10 protein-coding genes are annotated in these 15,025 nt (G+C 70.9%); 3 read left to right on the forward strand and 7 right to left on the reverse strand.

Features of this window, described 5'->3' with window-relative positions; all coding sequences use genetic code 11:
- Positions 1 to 222 precede the first annotated feature (222 nt).
- The 3 genes from E4V01_RS19430 to E4V01_RS19440 form a co-directional block, all read right to left on the reverse strand.
- Positions 223 to 612 carry a hypothetical protein gene (locus E4V01_RS19430; RefSeq protein WP_135299459.1) on the reverse strand — a complete coding sequence of 130 codons (390 nt, stop codon included), beginning with the start codon at positions 610 to 612 and terminating at the stop codon, positions 223 to 225.
- Between the two features lie 106 nt (positions 613 to 718).
- Positions 719 to 2,242 (reverse strand): aldehyde dehydrogenase, encoded by a 1,524-nt coding sequence (gene adh / locus E4V01_RS19435; protein WP_135299460.1) that lies wholly within the window; start codon positions 2,240 to 2,242, stop codon positions 719 to 721.
- A gap of 188 nt (positions 2,243 to 2,430) precedes the next feature.
- Positions 2,431 to 4,233, reverse strand: coding sequence for a serine hydrolase (locus tag E4V01_RS19440; protein WP_135299461.1), 1,803 nt, complete (start codon positions 4,231 to 4,233; stop codon positions 2,431 to 2,433).
- Between the two features lie 245 nt (positions 4,234 to 4,478).
- On the opposite strand from E4V01_RS19440, the gene E4V01_RS19445 reads away from it, so the two are divergent.
- Positions 4,479 to 5,114, forward strand: coding sequence for a hypothetical protein (locus E4V01_RS19445; RefSeq protein ID WP_135299462.1), 636 nt, complete (start codon positions 4,479 to 4,481; stop codon positions 5,112 to 5,114).
- Between the two features lie 341 nt (positions 5,115 to 5,455).
- On the forward strand, positions 5,456 to 6,622 hold the full coding sequence (locus E4V01_RS19450) for a multidrug effflux MFS transporter (protein ID WP_060772327.1): 1,167 nt from the start codon (positions 5,456 to 5,458) through the stop codon (positions 6,620 to 6,622).
- A gap of 38 nt (positions 6,623 to 6,660) precedes the next feature.
- Here E4V01_RS19450 and E4V01_RS19455 read toward each other — a convergent pair whose 3' ends face one another.
- Entirely contained in the window at positions 6,661 to 7,401 is a 741-nt protein-coding gene (locus E4V01_RS19455) for an SDR family oxidoreductase (RefSeq protein ID WP_135299463.1), read from the reverse strand.
- 81 nt (positions 7,402 to 7,482) lie between these two features.
- On the opposite strand from E4V01_RS19455, the gene E4V01_RS19460 reads away from it, so the two are divergent.
- Entirely contained in the window at positions 7,483 to 8,139 is a 657-nt protein-coding gene (locus E4V01_RS19460) for a TetR/AcrR family transcriptional regulator (protein WP_193763239.1), read from the forward strand.
- Between the two features lie 11 nt (positions 8,140 to 8,150).
- Here the strand turns inward: E4V01_RS19460 and E4V01_RS19465 are convergent, their stop codons facing one another.
- Genes E4V01_RS19465 through E4V01_RS19475 form a run of 3 tightly spaced genes read right to left on the reverse strand, consistent with a single transcriptional unit; the run spans position 8,151 to position 14,949 of the window.
- Positions 8,151 to 9,053: a transglutaminase family protein gene (locus E4V01_RS19465; protein WP_135299464.1), complete on the reverse strand. Its 903-nt coding sequence runs from the start codon at positions 9,051 to 9,053 to the stop codon at positions 8,151 to 8,153.
- The gene (locus E4V01_RS19470) at positions 9,050 to 11,605 is read right to left on the reverse strand and encodes a circularly permuted type 2 ATP-grasp protein (protein WP_135299465.1); all 2,556 of its coding nucleotides are present in this window, start codon (positions 11,603 to 11,605) and stop codon (positions 9,050 to 9,052) included. Before E4V01_RS19470 ends, E4V01_RS19465 begins: the two co-directional genes overlap by 4 nt.
- A complete protein-coding gene (locus E4V01_RS19475) occupies positions 11,602 to 14,949 on the reverse strand; it encodes a DUF2126 domain-containing protein (protein ID WP_135299466.1) in 3,348 nt (1,115 codons plus the stop codon). Before E4V01_RS19475 ends, E4V01_RS19470 begins: the two co-directional genes overlap by 4 nt.
- Positions 14,950 to 15,025 lie beyond the last annotated feature (76 nt).

Consider the following 15,025-nt stretch of genomic DNA (forward strand, 5'->3'; position numbering starts at 1 on the left):
AACGTGGCGTCCGGGGCTCAATCCGTGTCATTCAGCGAAATATAATGAGCGTGTCCGAGAAGTTCGGTGGCCCTATATTTCGAATTGCAGAATATTCTCCGTCGAACCGGCGGTTGAATATGAGGCTGAGATTTCCCTTGGCTGACCTCGCAACAGGGCCGAACTCGGTCTCGAACTCCCGGGGGCTCTCATTCGAGGCCAGGCGAAGCCTCGCCCGCAGCCTCAGCCCTGCCGTCGCTCGAACCGGAACGGGCGATGCCCGTCCGCGGATGCCCGCATGCCGACCGTCCACAGGCCGCCCTCGTCGCCGTGCAGGCTGAAGGGGAGCGCATAGCAGACCGTCTCTTCCCCGGCCTCTTGCCCGGCGTGATCGCGGAATTCGACGTCGTCCAGCCACCAGGGCTCCTGCGCGCTGCCGCAGGCCTTCGCTCTGTCCACGAAGAGGTCGAGATGGGACGAGGCCGCGTCGCGAAGGCGCGCGAGCGAAGCGGTCACCCCTGCCGCCAGCGCCGCCTGGGCGCGGCCGATCTCGCCGTCCGCGTCGCTCAGATAGACGCGGACGTGATCGATCTGCCCGACCCAGCCCACCGGTCCCATGCGCGTGTACCGCAACCCCGCGGCCTCATCTTTGAGCCCGCACGCCGTCCTCGCACATCAAAAAGCCCCGGCCTTGCGGCCGGGGCTGAAGTCGGTCTCGAAATTTCTCCGGATTAAAAGCTCAGAAGAACCCGAGCTTCTTCGAGGAGTAGCTGACGAGCATGTTCTTGGTCTGCTGGTAGTGGTCGAGCATCATCTTGTGGGTCTCGCGGCCGATGCCGGACTGCTTGTAGCCGCCGAAGGCCGCATGCGCCGGGTAGGCGTGGTAGCAGTTCGTCCAGACGCGGCCGGCCTGGATGGCGCGGCCGAAGCGGTAGGCGCGGGTTCCGTCGCGGGTCCACACGCCGGCGCCGAGGCCGTAGAGCGTGTCGTTGGCGATGGAGAGCGCCTCCGCGTCGTCCTTGAAGGTCGTCACCGAGAGGACGGGCCCGAAGATCTCCTCCTGGAAGATCCGCATCTTGTTGTGGCCCTTGAACACCGTCGGCTGCATGTAGAAGCCGTCGGCCAGATCGCCCTCGCGGGTGCCGCGCGAGCCGCCGGTGAGGCACTCGGCGCCTTCCTGGCGGCCGATATCGACGTAGCTGAGGATCTTCTCGAGCTGCTCCGAGGAGGCCTGCGCACCGATCATCGTCGCCGGATCGAGCGGCGAGCCCTGCGTGATCGCCTCGACGCGCTTGATCGCGCGCTCGATGAAGCGGTCGTAGATCGACTCGTGCACGAGCGCGCGGCTCGGGCAGGTGCAGACTTCGCCCTGGTTGAGGGCGAACATGGTGAAGCCTTCGAGCGCCTTGTCGAAGAAGTCGTCGTCCTCGTTGGCGACATCCCCGAAGAAGATATTCGGCGACTTGCCGCCCAGCTCCAGGGTCACCGGGATCAGGTTCTGCGAGGCGTACTGCATGATGAGGCGGCCGGTGGTCGTCTCACCGGTGAAGGCGATCTTGGCGATGCGCGGGCTCGAGGCGAGCGGCTTGCCGGCCTCCAGGCCGAAGCCGTTGACGACGTTGATCACGCCCGGCGGCAGCAGGTCGCCGATCAGCTCCATCACCACGAGGATCGAGGCGGGGGTCTGTTCGGCGGGCTTGAGCACCACGCAGTTGCCGGCGGCGAGCGCGGGGGCGAGCTTCCACACCGCCATCAGGATCGGGAAGTTCCACGGGATGATCTGGCCGACGACGCCGAGCGGCTCGTGGAAGTGGTAGGCCACCGTGTCGTGGTCGATCTCGGAGATCGCGCCTTCCTGGGCGCGCACGCAGCTGGCGAAGTAGCGCCAGTGGTCGATGGCGAGCGGGATGTCGGCGGCGGTCGTCTCGCGGATCGGCTTGCCGTTGTCCCAGGTCTCGGCCAGCGCGATCAGATCGAGGTTGTCCTCCATCCGGTCGGCGATCTTGTTGAGGATGCGGGCGCGCTCGGCCGGCGCGGTGCGGCCCCAGGCATCCTTGGCGGCGTGCGCGGCGTCCAGCGCCTTGTCGATGTCCTGCGCCTCGGAGCGGGCGACCTCGCAGATCACCTTGCCGGTGATGGGGGAGGTGTTCTCGAAATAGCGGCCGCTGACCGGCGCGACCCACTGACCGCCGATGAAGTTGTCGTAGCGCGCCGAGAACGGCGATTTCGTCTTGGCATCCGCCAGGAATTCGGGCTTGTTCATCGCGTTTCCTCCATTGCGCTTATTCGTTGACCGCTCTTGCCGCCGGTCTTGCCGCGTCTTGGCGGGAGACAAGAGCAGTCGCCTCGTCCGATCAAGATGGACTTTTGTCCAACGCGGCTTCTGACGGCCGCCGACTTGACTGTCTTCGCAATTGTTGTTGCCTGCCGCGGGGGGCGGCTGCGGCACCATCAGTTAGACCTTTTCGGCTCCCCTGGCGACCCCGCCCTTTGTCCAAGAAGCGGGGGCGTGGCGCCCTCGTCGGGCAGTCGGGGCGCGTCGGTCTCGAGGCCGTTCTGCTGCAGGATCAGGCCGGCGACGCGGCCGGTCTCGTCGGCGGTGAAGCGGATCTGCGCATCGACCGCGCGCAGGAAGAACGCGCGCTCGCCCTCGGGGACGAGTTCGTTGCGCGGCTGCCGAGTGGTTTGCGCGAAGATCCGCCCGTCCTCGACGGTCACCGCGATCTCGGAGCCCGGCCCCAGGGCGTAGCGGCCGGCGAGCGCCGCCAGACCGGAGCGGTCGATGGCGACTTCGCGGTGCTCCTGCGGCGGCTCGGCGAGCGCGGCCCGCGCCTCCTCCGCGGTCACGCGCGGCCCGGTCCGGTCGCGGCCGTCGCGACGCAGGATCACCCCGGTGGGCGTGCCGTCGGGCTCCGTCTCGAAGGTCAGGCGCATGTCGGCGACCGGGCTGACGAAGGTGCGGTCGCTCTCGGGCAGGAAGGGGAAGGCGGGCTCCCGCATCCCCGGCCCTTCCGCCCGCGCCGTCAGTCCCCGGCCCTCGCGGGCGACGGTGAGGAAGGCGCGGGGGCCGAGGCGGTAGGTGCCGGGGTAGCGGTCGAGGATCACGTCCTCCAGCACGATCTCTTCGGGCGCCGCGTAATGGCCGAGATGGAGGGCCGCGAGGTCGCGCGCGATCTTCTGCGCCGGCGCGGTCTCGGTGTTCGAGAGTACGATCACCGTGAGCCGGTCGTCGGGATAGACGTCGTTGATCGAGAGGAAGCCGGGGATCGCGCCGGCATGGCCGAGGACGCGGTGGCCGCTCGTCCTGTCGCCGGGTTTCCCGAACGCGCGGGAGACGAACCAGCCGAGGCCGTAGCCGGTGCCGCGATCCTCGAACATCGCCGCGCGCGAGGCCTCGGAGAGCAGGCGCGGGCCGGCGAGCGCCTCGTCCCAGGCGAGCAGGTCGTCGACCGTGGAATAGAGCGCACCCGCGGCAAAGGCCGAACTCGCCGCCATCGGCACGGCGTTGCGCCACTGCGCCCGCCCCCTCCGGTAGCCGGCGGCCCGCCGCGGCAGGATCACGGTGAGGTCGTCGTAGCCGGTCTGCTTCAGCCCCAGCGGCGCGAGGATGTTTTCGCGCAGGTACCCCTCGTAGGAGAGGCCCGAGGCGGCCTCGATCACCATCCCGAGCAGCACGTAATTGGTGTTGCTGTACTCGAAGCGTGTCCCCGGCGGGAACAGCAGCGGGTCGCCCGCCGTCAGCGCCACGATCTGCGCGGGCGTGTGATCGACCCGCGCGATCTGGTCGTAATAGTTCGGAAGCGCCGTGAAATTGATGATGCCGGAGCGGTGCTGGAGCAGATGGCGCAGGCTCACCCCCGCCCAGGCCTCCGGCACGGACGGAACCCAGCGCCGGACGGACTCGTCGAGCCCGAGCCGGCCGGCCTCGGCGAGCTTCAGCACGGCGGCGGCGGTGAAGGCCTTGGTCAGCGAGCCGATGCGGAAATGGGTCTGCGGTGTGTTGGGAATCTCCCACTCGCGGTCGGCGAGGCCGTAGGCTTGGCGGAAGACCGGCCGCCCGTCCCGGGCCACGAGGATGACGCCCGAGAACAGGCCCGCCTCGACGTAAGGGGCGACGAGGCCCCGCGCCCGCGCCGTGTCATCGTCTTGCGCACGCGCTGGGCTCAGGGTCGCCAGCGCGATCGCGACGGCGAGCCAGGCTGCGCGAACAGGCAGCGGGCGCGAAGGGGCACGGCTCACGGTGGCACGGTTCACGGGCTCCTGTTCTCCTTATGGTCAGTGGCTTGACTGCGAACTTGGCAGGAAACTTGGCAGCGAAGCAGAGGCCGGCTTTGCGGCTGCGACGTGGCGGATGCGGCCGCGCACGGAGCGAGCCGCCCCCCGGATGCCATCACGCTTTCGCCGCGACCCGCTGCGACAAGCCCCCGGCGCGGGCGAAAGCCGCAGCGCTTGCGGGGTTTTCCTCGGCGCCGCCGACAAGACACCAGAGGCAGACGATCATGACGATCCTATCGCGTAGCCTGTTCGCCGCTTCTTTCTCCGCTCTCCTCGCAGGGGCCTCCCTGGTTCCGGGCATCGCACTCGCCCAGGCGAAGCCGTCCGCCGCCCCGCAGAGCACGACGCCCGCCCAAGCCCCTGCCCAAGCCCCTGCGCCGGAGCCGGGCAAGGAGATCGCGCTGACGCAAGGACAGATCGACGGCCTCCTCGTCGCCCAGCCCGAACTCGCGGCGCTCCCCGGCGCCGCGCCCGACAAGCCCGATCCGAAGGCCGAGGCGCAGGCTCAGGCCCAGGCCGAGGCGCAGGCTCAGGCCGAGGCGATCGTGAAGCGGAACGGTTTTGCGAGCCTCGAAGAGTTTCAGGATGCCAGCGACACCGTCGATGCGGTGCTCGGCGGCATCGATCCCGAGACGAAGAGCTATGTCGGCGCAACGCCGTTGCTGAAGAAGCAACTGGCGGCTCTCCAGGCCGACAAGGCGATGCCGGCCAAGGAGAAGGCCGAAGCGGTCAAGGAGATCAAGGCGGCGCTCGCGGCGGGCGAGCCCGAAAAGCCGTCGCCGGCCAACATCGCCCTCGTGACCCAGAACTACGCCCGGCTCAGCGCGGCGATGGCCGAAGGCGACGGGAAGCCGAAATAGGCGCCGCCTCGCAGACAACCCTCCTCCCCGTCGTCCTCCCCGTTCGGGAGAGGGATAGCGCCGGCTTCCCCCGCGTTAGGACACGCCGACCCTTTGATCCCCTGCGCCCGGTCCCAAGCCGGGTGCTGCCCCTGAGAGCATCCTCGACCGTGATATCCTCCCCTCGGCCCACCCTCGGAAGCCCGGTCTCCGAGGCCTCGCCGGGCGGTTCGCCGGGGGCGGCCCGGAGCGTGCCCGCGGGCATGCCGGCGAGTCCGTCCCCTTCGAACCCATCCCCTTCGAGTCCATCCCCTTGGGTGGGGCCGGGCTTTGCCGAGTTCGTCGGCATCGTCGCGCTGATGATGGCGGTCACCGCCATGTCGATCGACAACCTGCTGCCGGCCTTCCCGATGATCCAGGAGCGGTTCGGGGTCGCCGACCCCAACAGCCTGCAGCTCCTCGTCTATGTCTACATGATCGGCTTCGGGGTGGCGCAGATTGTCTACGGGCCGGTCTCGGACGCACTCGGGCGGCGGCCGACGCTGCTGATCAGCCTCGGCATCTACACCGCGGGCTGCATCCTCTCGATGCTGGCGCCGAGCTTCGAATGGCTGCTCGCCTCCCGCATCATCCAGGGCATGGGCGCGGCGGGCGGCCGGGTGCTCGCCACCGCGATCGTGCGCGACCGCTTCTCCGGCCGCGAGATGGCGAGCGTGATGTCGCTCATCATGATGGTGTTCCTGATCGTGCCGATGCTCGGGCCGGCGATCGGCGCGACCATGCTGCTGCTCGGCTCGTGGATCTGGGTGTTCGTATCGATGCTGGCGCTGGGCGGCATCCTCACCCTGTGGTTCGCCCTGCGCATGCCCGAGACGCTGCATCCCGAGTACCGCCGCCCGCTCTCGTTGCGGGCGACGGGGCAGGCGCTCGCCACGGTGCTGCGCACCCGCGCGGCGGTCGGCTACGCCACGGCGCTCGGCCTGCTGACGGGCTGCATCATGGGCTATGTCGGCTCGGCCCAGCAGGTGTTCGACACCGGGCTCTATCATCTCGGCGGCCTGTTCCCCGTCGCCTTCGGCGTGGTGGCCGGGGCCATGGGCGCGGCGACGCTGATCAATTCCCGCCTCGTGCGCCGGCTCGGGATGCGCACGCTCTCCCACGCGGGCGTCACCGCCTTCACCGCGGTCGGCCTCGTGCAGGTTGGCATCGGCCTGCACTATCAGGGGCATCCGCCGCTGGTGCTGTTCCTGTCGGTGCTGGCGCTCAACCAGTTCCTGATCAGCTTCGCCCTGCCGAACTTCAACGCGCTGGCGCTGCAGCCGCTCGGGGCGATCGCCGGCACGGCCTCGTCGTTCCTCGGCTTCTACACCACGATCCTGGGCGCCTTCTGCGGCTTCGTCATCGGGCACGCCTTCGACGGCAGCGTGATGCCGGTGGCCTACGGCTACGCCCTGCTCGGCGGGCTGGCCCTGCTCACCGTGGCCTGGACCGAGCGCGGGCGCCTCTACCGGGCCGGCGTCTCCGGCTGAGATCGGCGGCCCGGAGCGCGTCCGGGCCCCGGGGTTGGTCAGGCGTTGGCGCCGCCATCGACCGTGAGGGTGGTGCCTGTGATCTGCCGCGCAGCCGGGCTCGCCAGGAAGGCGACCGCGGCGGCCACGTCCTCGGGCCGCCCGTAATGGCCGAGCGCGGTCATGGCGCGCTGAAGGTCCGATTGCGCGCCGTCGGACGGGTTCATGTCGGTCTCGGTTGATCCGGGCTGCACGAGGTTCACGGTGATGCCCTGGGGCCCGAGTTCGCGGGCGAGCCCACGCGTGAACGACAGCAGGGCGGACTTCGTCATCGAGTAGACCGTCACGCCGGGAAACGGCACACGCTCGCCGAGGCACGAGCCGATGGAGATGATCCGTCCGCCCTCCCCGAGATGCGGGATCGCCGCCTGCGAGGCCAGCACCACGGAGCGAATGTTCACGGCCAGCAGCGCGTCGATATCGGCGAGCGGCATCTCCGACAGCGGACCGCCGCGGGCGATGCCGGCATTGTTCACGAGAATGTCGAGCCCGCCGAGTTCCCCGGTGGCCGCCTCGACCGAGCGCTTCACGGCCGCGGCATCCGCGCTGTCGGCCTGGATGGCGACGCCGCGCCGGCCCCGCGCCTCGATCGCGCGGACCACCTCGGCAGCCCGCTCGGCCGAGCGCTCGTAGGTGATCGCGACATCCGCGCCCCGTTCCGCCAGCGCCAGCGCGATGGCGGCACCGATCCCACGGGAGGCGCCGGTCACCAGGGCGCGTCGACCTGCCAGTTCGCTCATGAATTGATCTTTCTGTGTCGAATGACACATAAATGGCTAGGAGCGTTGCGAGGCGGGGTCAAGCGAATTATAGAATGAACGATGCAGAATTCTGAACCGGTCCCTGCTCCTGGTGACGCGCCGCCGCGCCGCGGTCGCGGCCGGCCGCGGGCCTTCGACCGTGAAGCGGCCCTGACCCAGGCCATGCACGTGTTCTGGCGCAAGGGTTTTGCAGCCACGGCCATCTCCGAGCTGACTGCGGCGATGGGGATCGGCTCGCCGAGCCTCTACGCGGCGTTCGGCTCGAAGGAGGGTCTCTACACGGAGGCCCTGCGCCACTACCGGGAGCGATACGAGGCGCATGTCTGGGACAACTTCGCTGCCGCCCCGACCGCGCGCGGGGCCGTCGAGGCCCTGCTGATGGACACCGCGGCCGCCCTGACGCAGGTCTGCGCGCCCGAGGGGCCGCGCGGCTGCATGGTGATGCTCTCGGCCGTCGGCGGCGAGGGCCATGCGGATCTCGGCGCCAGCGTGCGGGCGGCGCGTGCCCTCGGATTCGAGCGCGTCGTGGCGCGGCTGAGCCGTGCGGCGGCGGAGGGCGAATTCGGTGCCCCGGTCGATATCCCCGCCCTCGCCCGCTTCGTCATGACGGTGCAGGGTGGCCTGTCGCTCCAGGCCCGCGACGGCGCGAGCCGGGCCGAGCTGGAGGCGATCGCCCGTCTGACGATGGCGGGATGGGACGCCAGGGTCGCCGCCTGATCGCGCGGCCCTCAGGCCGTCTCGTCCTCGGGGATGACGTCGACCTCGACGGTGAGCTTCTGCTCCCCGGCGGAGGCGACCATGCCATCGATGGGGGCGACGTCGGCGTAATCGCGTCCGCGCGCCACGACGATGTGGTCGTCGCGCACGACGCAGGCATTGGTCGGGTCGAGGCCGATCCAGCCACCCTCCCCCGCGCCCGTCTCGGGCCCGCACCAGAGGGCGACCCAGGCGTGGCTGGCATCCGCCCCGCGCAGGCGCGGACGCCCGGCCGGCGGCCGGGTGCGCAGGTAGCCGCTGACATAGGCCGCCGGCAGGCCGAGCCCGCGCAGGCCGGCGATCATGACGTGGGTGAAATCCTGGCAGACGCCCGCCCTCAGGGCGAAGGCTTCCGCCAGCGGCGTCGAGACGGTGGTCGCCTTGGCGTCGAAACGGAAGTCGTCGCGGATGCGCTGCATCAGCTCGACCGCACCGCCATAGGCGCTGCGCCCCGGCGGGAAGCTGGCGCGGGCATAGTCCGTCACCGCCGGTTCGAGCGGCACCCGCTGGCTGCGGAACTGGAAATGCGCCGGCCCGTCCGGCCCCAGCGAGGGCAGCGCCAAGGCGGCCGCGCGCACGACCTCCCAGGCCGCGCCCGACTCGGGCGGCGGCGGGGCCGGCCGCTCCACGGCGACCCGTGAGACCGCCTCGACGGTGAATTCGCGGTGGGGCTCGTCGAGGGTCAGGGTCAGCGTGTCGAGGCCGAAGAAGTCGCGCCGCTCGAGACGGCTGCTCGGCGTGGGCGTGACGTGAAGCGCGCTCTCCAGCACCCGCTGCCCCTCGCCGTCGCGGGGGCGAAGGCGCAGGTTGCAGCGCGCGAAGCGGACCGCCCGGGCATAGCGGTAGGTCGTCAGGTGACGCAGGCTGTAGATCAAGCGAGACCCGTGAGCTTCTCGGGCCGCAGGGCATCGGGACCGTTGGGGAAGTAGCGGCCGGCGATCCCGTCGGCCAGGCCCTCCAGATCCGTCTCGAACCGCTCCAGGGCCTCGGCGTCGAACGCGGCGGCCTCCGCCGTCTGGAGCGTGCTGGCCAGCGCCAGCGCCCGGCGGCGGTGCGGCTCGGGCAGTCCGTCGGCGGCGAGCGCCGGCAGGGCTTCGAGATGGGCTACCATCGCCTGGAGCTGGTAGGCGACGGATCGGGGATTGTGGGGGTCGAGCACCGCCATGTCGCACACCGCATCGCGGCTCACGCCGACGAGGTAGCGGGCACCGTAGGCGATCTGCGAATCGGCGAGCGAGAGCATCACGCCGAGATCCTCGGCGCCGGCCTCCTCGCCGCAGAAGCGGAGCGCGAAGCCGCAGGTGTTGATCGCCCGCTCGATGCGCCGGCCCATATCGGCGAAGCGCCAGCCGGCGGCGTGGCCCATATTTTCGTGGATCAGACCGGTGAGCGCGGCGAGATGGCCGAGCGCCCGCTCGGCCTTGCCGAAGAGCTGCGCCTCGGTCGGCGCCCAGGCTTCCGTATAGGCCAGGGTGTCGCGCAGGTCGGCCAGAGCCCGCCAGGATTCGGCCGGCAGCCGCTCGCGCAGGGAGGCGGCGATGCGCCGGGCCTCCAGCACATGGGCGAGGCCCGAGCCGTGGAGCGTCTTGCCGGGAAGCGTCTTGCCGGAGAGCGCCTCCCCGGCCACGGCCGCGGGCGGCAGATCGACCGCGGTCACCGCGCCCCAATCCTTGAGCAGCGCGCGGATGGCGAGCGCCGTCGGCGCACCCTCTTCGCCCGAGGCGTCGGCGGCGATCGCCTCGCTGAACACGCCGAGATGGGCCTGGACGAGGCGGATCACCGCTTCCGCCCGCTCGAGGTAGCGCCCGAACCAGAACAGGTTGTCGGCCGCCCGCGACGGCAGGTGGCCGGCGATGCGGCGGATGCGGGGCGCGCTCGTGTGCACCAGGGTCGGCGTATCGACAGGCGTGTCGGACAGAACCCAGACGTCGGCGGAGCGGATGCCGGCGCGCATCTCGCTCGGGTCGGCGCCCTCGTGCTCGGCGACGCGGCAGAAGGCGCTCGGCAGCACGCGCCATCCGTCGGGCGTGGCGGCGGCGAAGACGCGCATGACGAAGGGGCGCGCGACGAGCCGCCCGTCCTGCCACGCGGGCATGGTCGAGAGCGGCGCGGGTTCCTGCGCCACCCAGTCGAACGGCCGCTCGCGGAGGGCCGCGACGGCGCGGGCACGGGCGGCGTCGAGCGCGGGGCCGGCCAGCATCGCGTCGCGCTCCGGGCCGCGCACCGGGGTGGCGGCGGGGCGGAGCGTCAGGCGGTCGAGGTTAGCCAGCGCGTGGTCGAGGCCGTCCGGATCGCCGCACCACCACGTGCGGGGCCCCGTCAGCTGCAATTCCTCGCCGGTGAGCCGCCGGGCGATGGCCGGCAGGTAGGGCGCGAGCGCGGCTGATTCGAGCACGCCGGAGCCCGGCATGTTGCCGACCACGGCGCCACCGCGGCGCAGCACCTGGAGGATGCCGGGCACGCCGAGGCGCGAATCCGAGCGCAGCTCCATCGGGTCGAGATAGTCGGCATCGATCCGGCGCCAGACCGCATCGGTGCGCTTCAGCCCGGCGATGGTGCGGACATGCAGGAGCCCGTCGCGCACCACGAGGTCGTCGCCCTCCACCAGCAGGAAGCCGAGATAGCGCGCGAGCGCGGCCTGCTCGACATAGGTGCTGCTGTAGGGCCCCGAGGTGAGAAGGCAGATGCGCGGGTCGCTGCGGGCGCAGGCGGCGGCCAATCCGGCGCGGAACGCCTGGAAGAAGCCGGGCAGGCGCTCGACATGGAGGTCGGCGAACAGGTCCGGGAAGGCGCGGGCGAGCACCATCCGGTTCTCCAGCGCGTAGCCGAGGCCCGAGGGTGCCTGGGTGCGGTCGGCCAGAACCTGCCAGCGCCCGTCGGGGCCGCGGCCGACATCGGCGGCGTAGATCGGCAGCCAGCGCCCGCCGGGCGGAGCGATGCCGTGGACAGGCCGGAGATACTCGGGATGCCCCGCGACCACGCTCGCGGGCAGAAACCCGTCCGCGACGAGCCGGCCCGCGCCGTAGATGTCGGCGACGATGCGCTCCATCAGACCGGCGCGCTGGACGATCCCGGCCGACAGCTCCGCCCAGTCGGCGGCGTCGATGACGAGCGGCAGCGAGCCCAGCGGCCAGGGATGCTCGCGCCCGTCGCCGTAGACCCGGTAGGAGATGCCCGCGTCGCGGATATGCCGCTCGGCGGAGAGGAAGCGGGCGGCGACCTCGCGGTCGTCGAGCCGGGCGAGGCGCTCCAGAAAGCGCGGCCAGCCGCCGCGCAGGTTGCCCCCTGCATCGACCAGCTCGTCGGCGAGGCCGGGGCGGGGCACGTAGCCCTCCGTCCAGCGGCGCATGCGTGCAGCCGGGTCGTCGGCCGCCCAGGCGGAGGCGTCGGGCGGTGGCCCGTCCGCGAGGGCGGCCGATGCGCTCATCGGGGTGCGGGTGTGCGCAGGTCGAGGGTCAGGGGGAAATCGCCCGTGCGCTCCTCGGCCGGTACCGCGAGGCGGCCGGGGGTGTGGCCCATGGCCTCGAACCGGGCGAGGCGGCGGCCTTCCGCCTCGTAGGCGTTGATGGGGAAGCTGTCGTAGTTGCGCCCGCCCGGATGGCTGACATGGTAGCGGCAGCCGCCGATCGAACGGCCGCTCCAGGCATCGAAGATGTCGAAGGTCAGCGGCCCGTGCGGCGGGATCGTCGGGTGCATCGAGGAGGCCGGCTGCCACGCCTTGAAGCGCAGGCCCGCGACCGCCTCGCCGCTGGCGCCGGTCGGCGTCATCGGCAGGCGCCGGCCATTGCAGGCGATGACGTGCCGGCCGGGGACGAAGCCCTCGACCTTCACTTGGAGTCGTTCGACGGATGCGTCCACGAAGCGCACGGTTCCCCCGGCGGCCCCCTCTTCGCCCAGCACGTGCCACGGCTCCAGCGCTTGGCGCAGTTCGAGGCCGACGCCGCCCTGCTCCACCCGGCCGAAGACGGGGAAGCGGAACTCGCGTTGAGCTGCGAAGGCCTGAGGGTCGAAGTCGTAGCCGCCGCCGCGCAGGTCTTCCAGCACGGAGAGGAAGTCCGCCCAGAGGAAATGCGGTAGCATGAAGCGATCGTGCAGGGCCGTGCCCCAGCGGACACAGCCGCCGGTCTGCGGCTCGCGCCAGAGCCACGCCACGATGGCCCGCAACAGCACCTGCTGCGCGAGGCTCATGCGCGCGTCCGGCGGCATCTCGAAGGAGCGGAATTCGAGCAGGCCGAGCCGGCCCGTGGCGCCGTCCGGCGAGAACAGCTTGTCGATGCAGATCTCGGCGCGATGGGTGTTGCCGGTGACGTCGGCGAGGATGTTGCGGAACAGCCGGTCCACCAGCCAGTGCGGGATGTTGGCCCCATCCGGCTCCGGCACCTGCGCCAGCGCGATCTCCAATTCGTAGAGCCCGTCATGGCGCGCCTCGTCCATGCGCGGCGCCTGGCTCGTCGGGCCGACATAGAGCCCGGCGAACAGGTAGGACAGGCACGGATGCCGCTGCCAGAACAGCACGAGGCTCTTCAAGAGGTCCGGCCGGCGCAGGAACGGCGAGTCGGACGGGGTCGCGCCGCCGAGCACGACGTGGTTGCCTCCGCCGGTGCCGGTGTGGCGCCCGTCGATCATGAACTTCTCGGCGCCCAGGCGCGTCTGCCGGGCCTCCTCGTAGAGCCCGCGGGTGATGCCGACCGCCTCGCGCCATGAGGCGGCGGGGTGGACGTTGACCTCGATCACGCCGGGATCGGGCGTGACCTTGATGACCGAGAGACGCGGATCGTAGGGCGGCTCGTAGCCCTCGATGTGGATCGGCTGGCCGATGGTCTCGGCGGCGCGTTCGAGATGTCCGACGAGGTCGATGTAGTCGTCGGCCCGCTCCAGGGGCGGCATGAACACGCAGAGCACGCCGTCGCGGGGCTCGACCGACAAAGCGGTGCGCACGGCCACGCCCTCGATGCCGGCGCCGTTGGCCCGGTCCGCGCCCTTCGGCAGGGGGGCGTCCCGGGGACCACCCGGTTCGACGGGCAGGTCGCCGCGCGCCTCGAGCGGGTCCTGCGGGTGGTAATAGGGGTAGGAATCCGGCGGAACGTGGGGAAGCGAGCCGAGCGGCAGGCGGAAGCCCAGCGGCGAGTCGCCGGGGTTCAGGTAGGCGCCGCCGCGGCGGAACTTCCAGGTCTCCGAGATCCAGGCACGGCCCTCCCCCGCCGCGAGGTTGGCCAGCGGCAGCACGTAGCCGACGGGCGCGTCGAGGCCGCGCCCGAACACACGCCTGAACCGGGCATCGGTCTCCAGGCTGCCGGTTTGCGGTTCCGCGGTCGTGACGTTGACCGGCAGCTCGCTCTCGCGGGTCCGCCAATGGACGGCGTCCTCGTAGGCCGGGAAGACGAAGCGGGCGAGTTCGAGCCGCTCGGCGAGCGTGCCGATCAGCCGCTCGGCATCCGTGATGGCGGCGGTCTTCGGGCCGTCCTCGACGGCGATCAGCTCGGCGTTTTTCCAGATCGGCACGCCGTCCTTGCGCCAGTAGAGGGCGAAGGCCCAGCGCGGCAGGCTCTCGCCGGGATACCACTTGCCCTGGCCGTAATGGAGCATGCCGCCGGGTGCGAAGCGGTTCCGCAGGCGGCGGATCAGCTGGTCGGCCAAGCCCCGCTTGGTCGGCCCGACGGCGGCGACGTTCCATTCGGGGGATTCGAAGTCGTCCACCGAGACGAAGGTCGGCTCGCCGCCCATGGTCAGGCGCACGTCCTGCTCGGCCAGATCCGCGTCGATGCGCTCGCCGAGGGCGTCCATCGAGGTCCAGACCTCGTCCGAGAACGGCTTGGTGATGCGCGGCGCCTCGGCGACGCGGCTGACCGTCATCTCGTAGGCGAACTCGACCTTGGCCGGCTCGGCGAGCCCGGAGATCGGCGCGGCGGCATTGTAATGCGCGGTGGCCACGAGCGGGATGTGCCCCTCGCCCGTGAGCAGGCCCGAGGTCGCGTCGAAGCCGATCCAGCCGGCACCGGGCAGGTAGACCTCGGCCCAGGCATGCAGGTCGGTGAAGTCGGTCTTGGTGCCGGCCGGGCCGTCCACGGCGGTGGTGTCTGGGACGAGCTGGATCAGGTAGCCCGAGACGAAGCGGGCAGCGAAGCCCAGCCGGCGCAGCACCTGCACCAGCAGCCACGCGGAATCGCGGCACGAGCCGCTCTGAAGATTCAGCGTCTCGGCCGGCGTCTGCACGCCGGGTTCCATGCGCACGCCGTAATTCACCTCCGCCCGCAGCAGCGCGTTGAGCGCCACGAGGAAGGTGACCGTGTGGGTCTCCTCGGGAATGCGCGTGAGGAAGGCGTCGATCTCCGGCCCGTGCGCGTCGTCGAGAACGAGGTAGGGCGCGAGCGCGACCTTCAGATCCGCTTCGTACTCGAAGGGATGGCGCTCGGCGTAGGGCTCGACGAAGAAGTCAAACGGGTTGATGACCGCGAGGTCGGCGGTGAGATCGACCTCGATGCGCAGTTCCGTGGTCTTTTCCGGGAAGACCAGCCGGGCGAGCCAGTTGCCGGCCGGATCCTGCTGCCAGTTGATGAAGTGGTTCTCCGGCGTCACCTTCAGCGCGTAGGCCGGCACACGGGTTCGCGCATGCGGCGCCGGGCGGAGCCGGATCGTCTGCGGCCCCAGCGCGATCGGCCGGTCGTAGCGGTAATGCGTGACGTGGTGCAGGGCGGCTTGGATCGACACGGAGGCTCCGAAGGCTTCTGCGATTGTCTTGGACGGGGCGGTGCGCTCGGCCGCCGGTTGCATGCCTTACTACAGTTCAGGCGGCCGGAAGGAGCAATCGGAATAGCAAGAACCGTGCAGTGGCCGCCGGCCGGCATGG

The organism is Methylorubrum sp. Q1 (assembly GCF_004683995.1).
Taxonomy (GTDB): domain Bacteria; phylum Pseudomonadota; class Alphaproteobacteria; order Rhizobiales; family Beijerinckiaceae; genus Methylobacterium.

Coding starts and splice junctions, on each gene's coding strand:
- adh (WP_135299460.1), bottom strand. CDS start 2,242: ATGAACAAGCCCGAATTCCTGGCGGATGCCAAGACGAAATCGCCGTTC.
- E4V01_RS19445 (WP_135299462.1), top strand. CDS start 4,479: ATGACGATCCTATCGCGTAGCCTGTTCGCCGCTTCTTTCTCCGCTCTC.
- E4V01_RS19450 (WP_060772327.1), top strand. CDS start 5,456: ATGGCGGTCACCGCCATGTCGATCGACAACCTGCTGCCGGCCTTCCCG.
- E4V01_RS19455 (WP_135299463.1), bottom strand. CDS start 7,401: ATGAGCGAACTGGCAGGTCGACGCGCCCTGGTGACCGGCGCCTCCCGT.
- E4V01_RS19460 (WP_193763239.1), top strand. CDS start 7,483: ATGCAGAATTCTGAACCGGTCCCTGCTCCTGGTGACGCGCCGCCGCGC.
- E4V01_RS19470 (WP_135299465.1), bottom strand. CDS start 11,605: ATGAGCGCATCGGCCGCCCTCGCGGACGGGCCACCGCCCGACGCCTCC.
- E4V01_RS19475 (WP_135299466.1), bottom strand. CDS start 14,949: ATGCAACCGGCGGCCGAGCGCACCGCCCCGTCCAAGACAATCGCAGAA.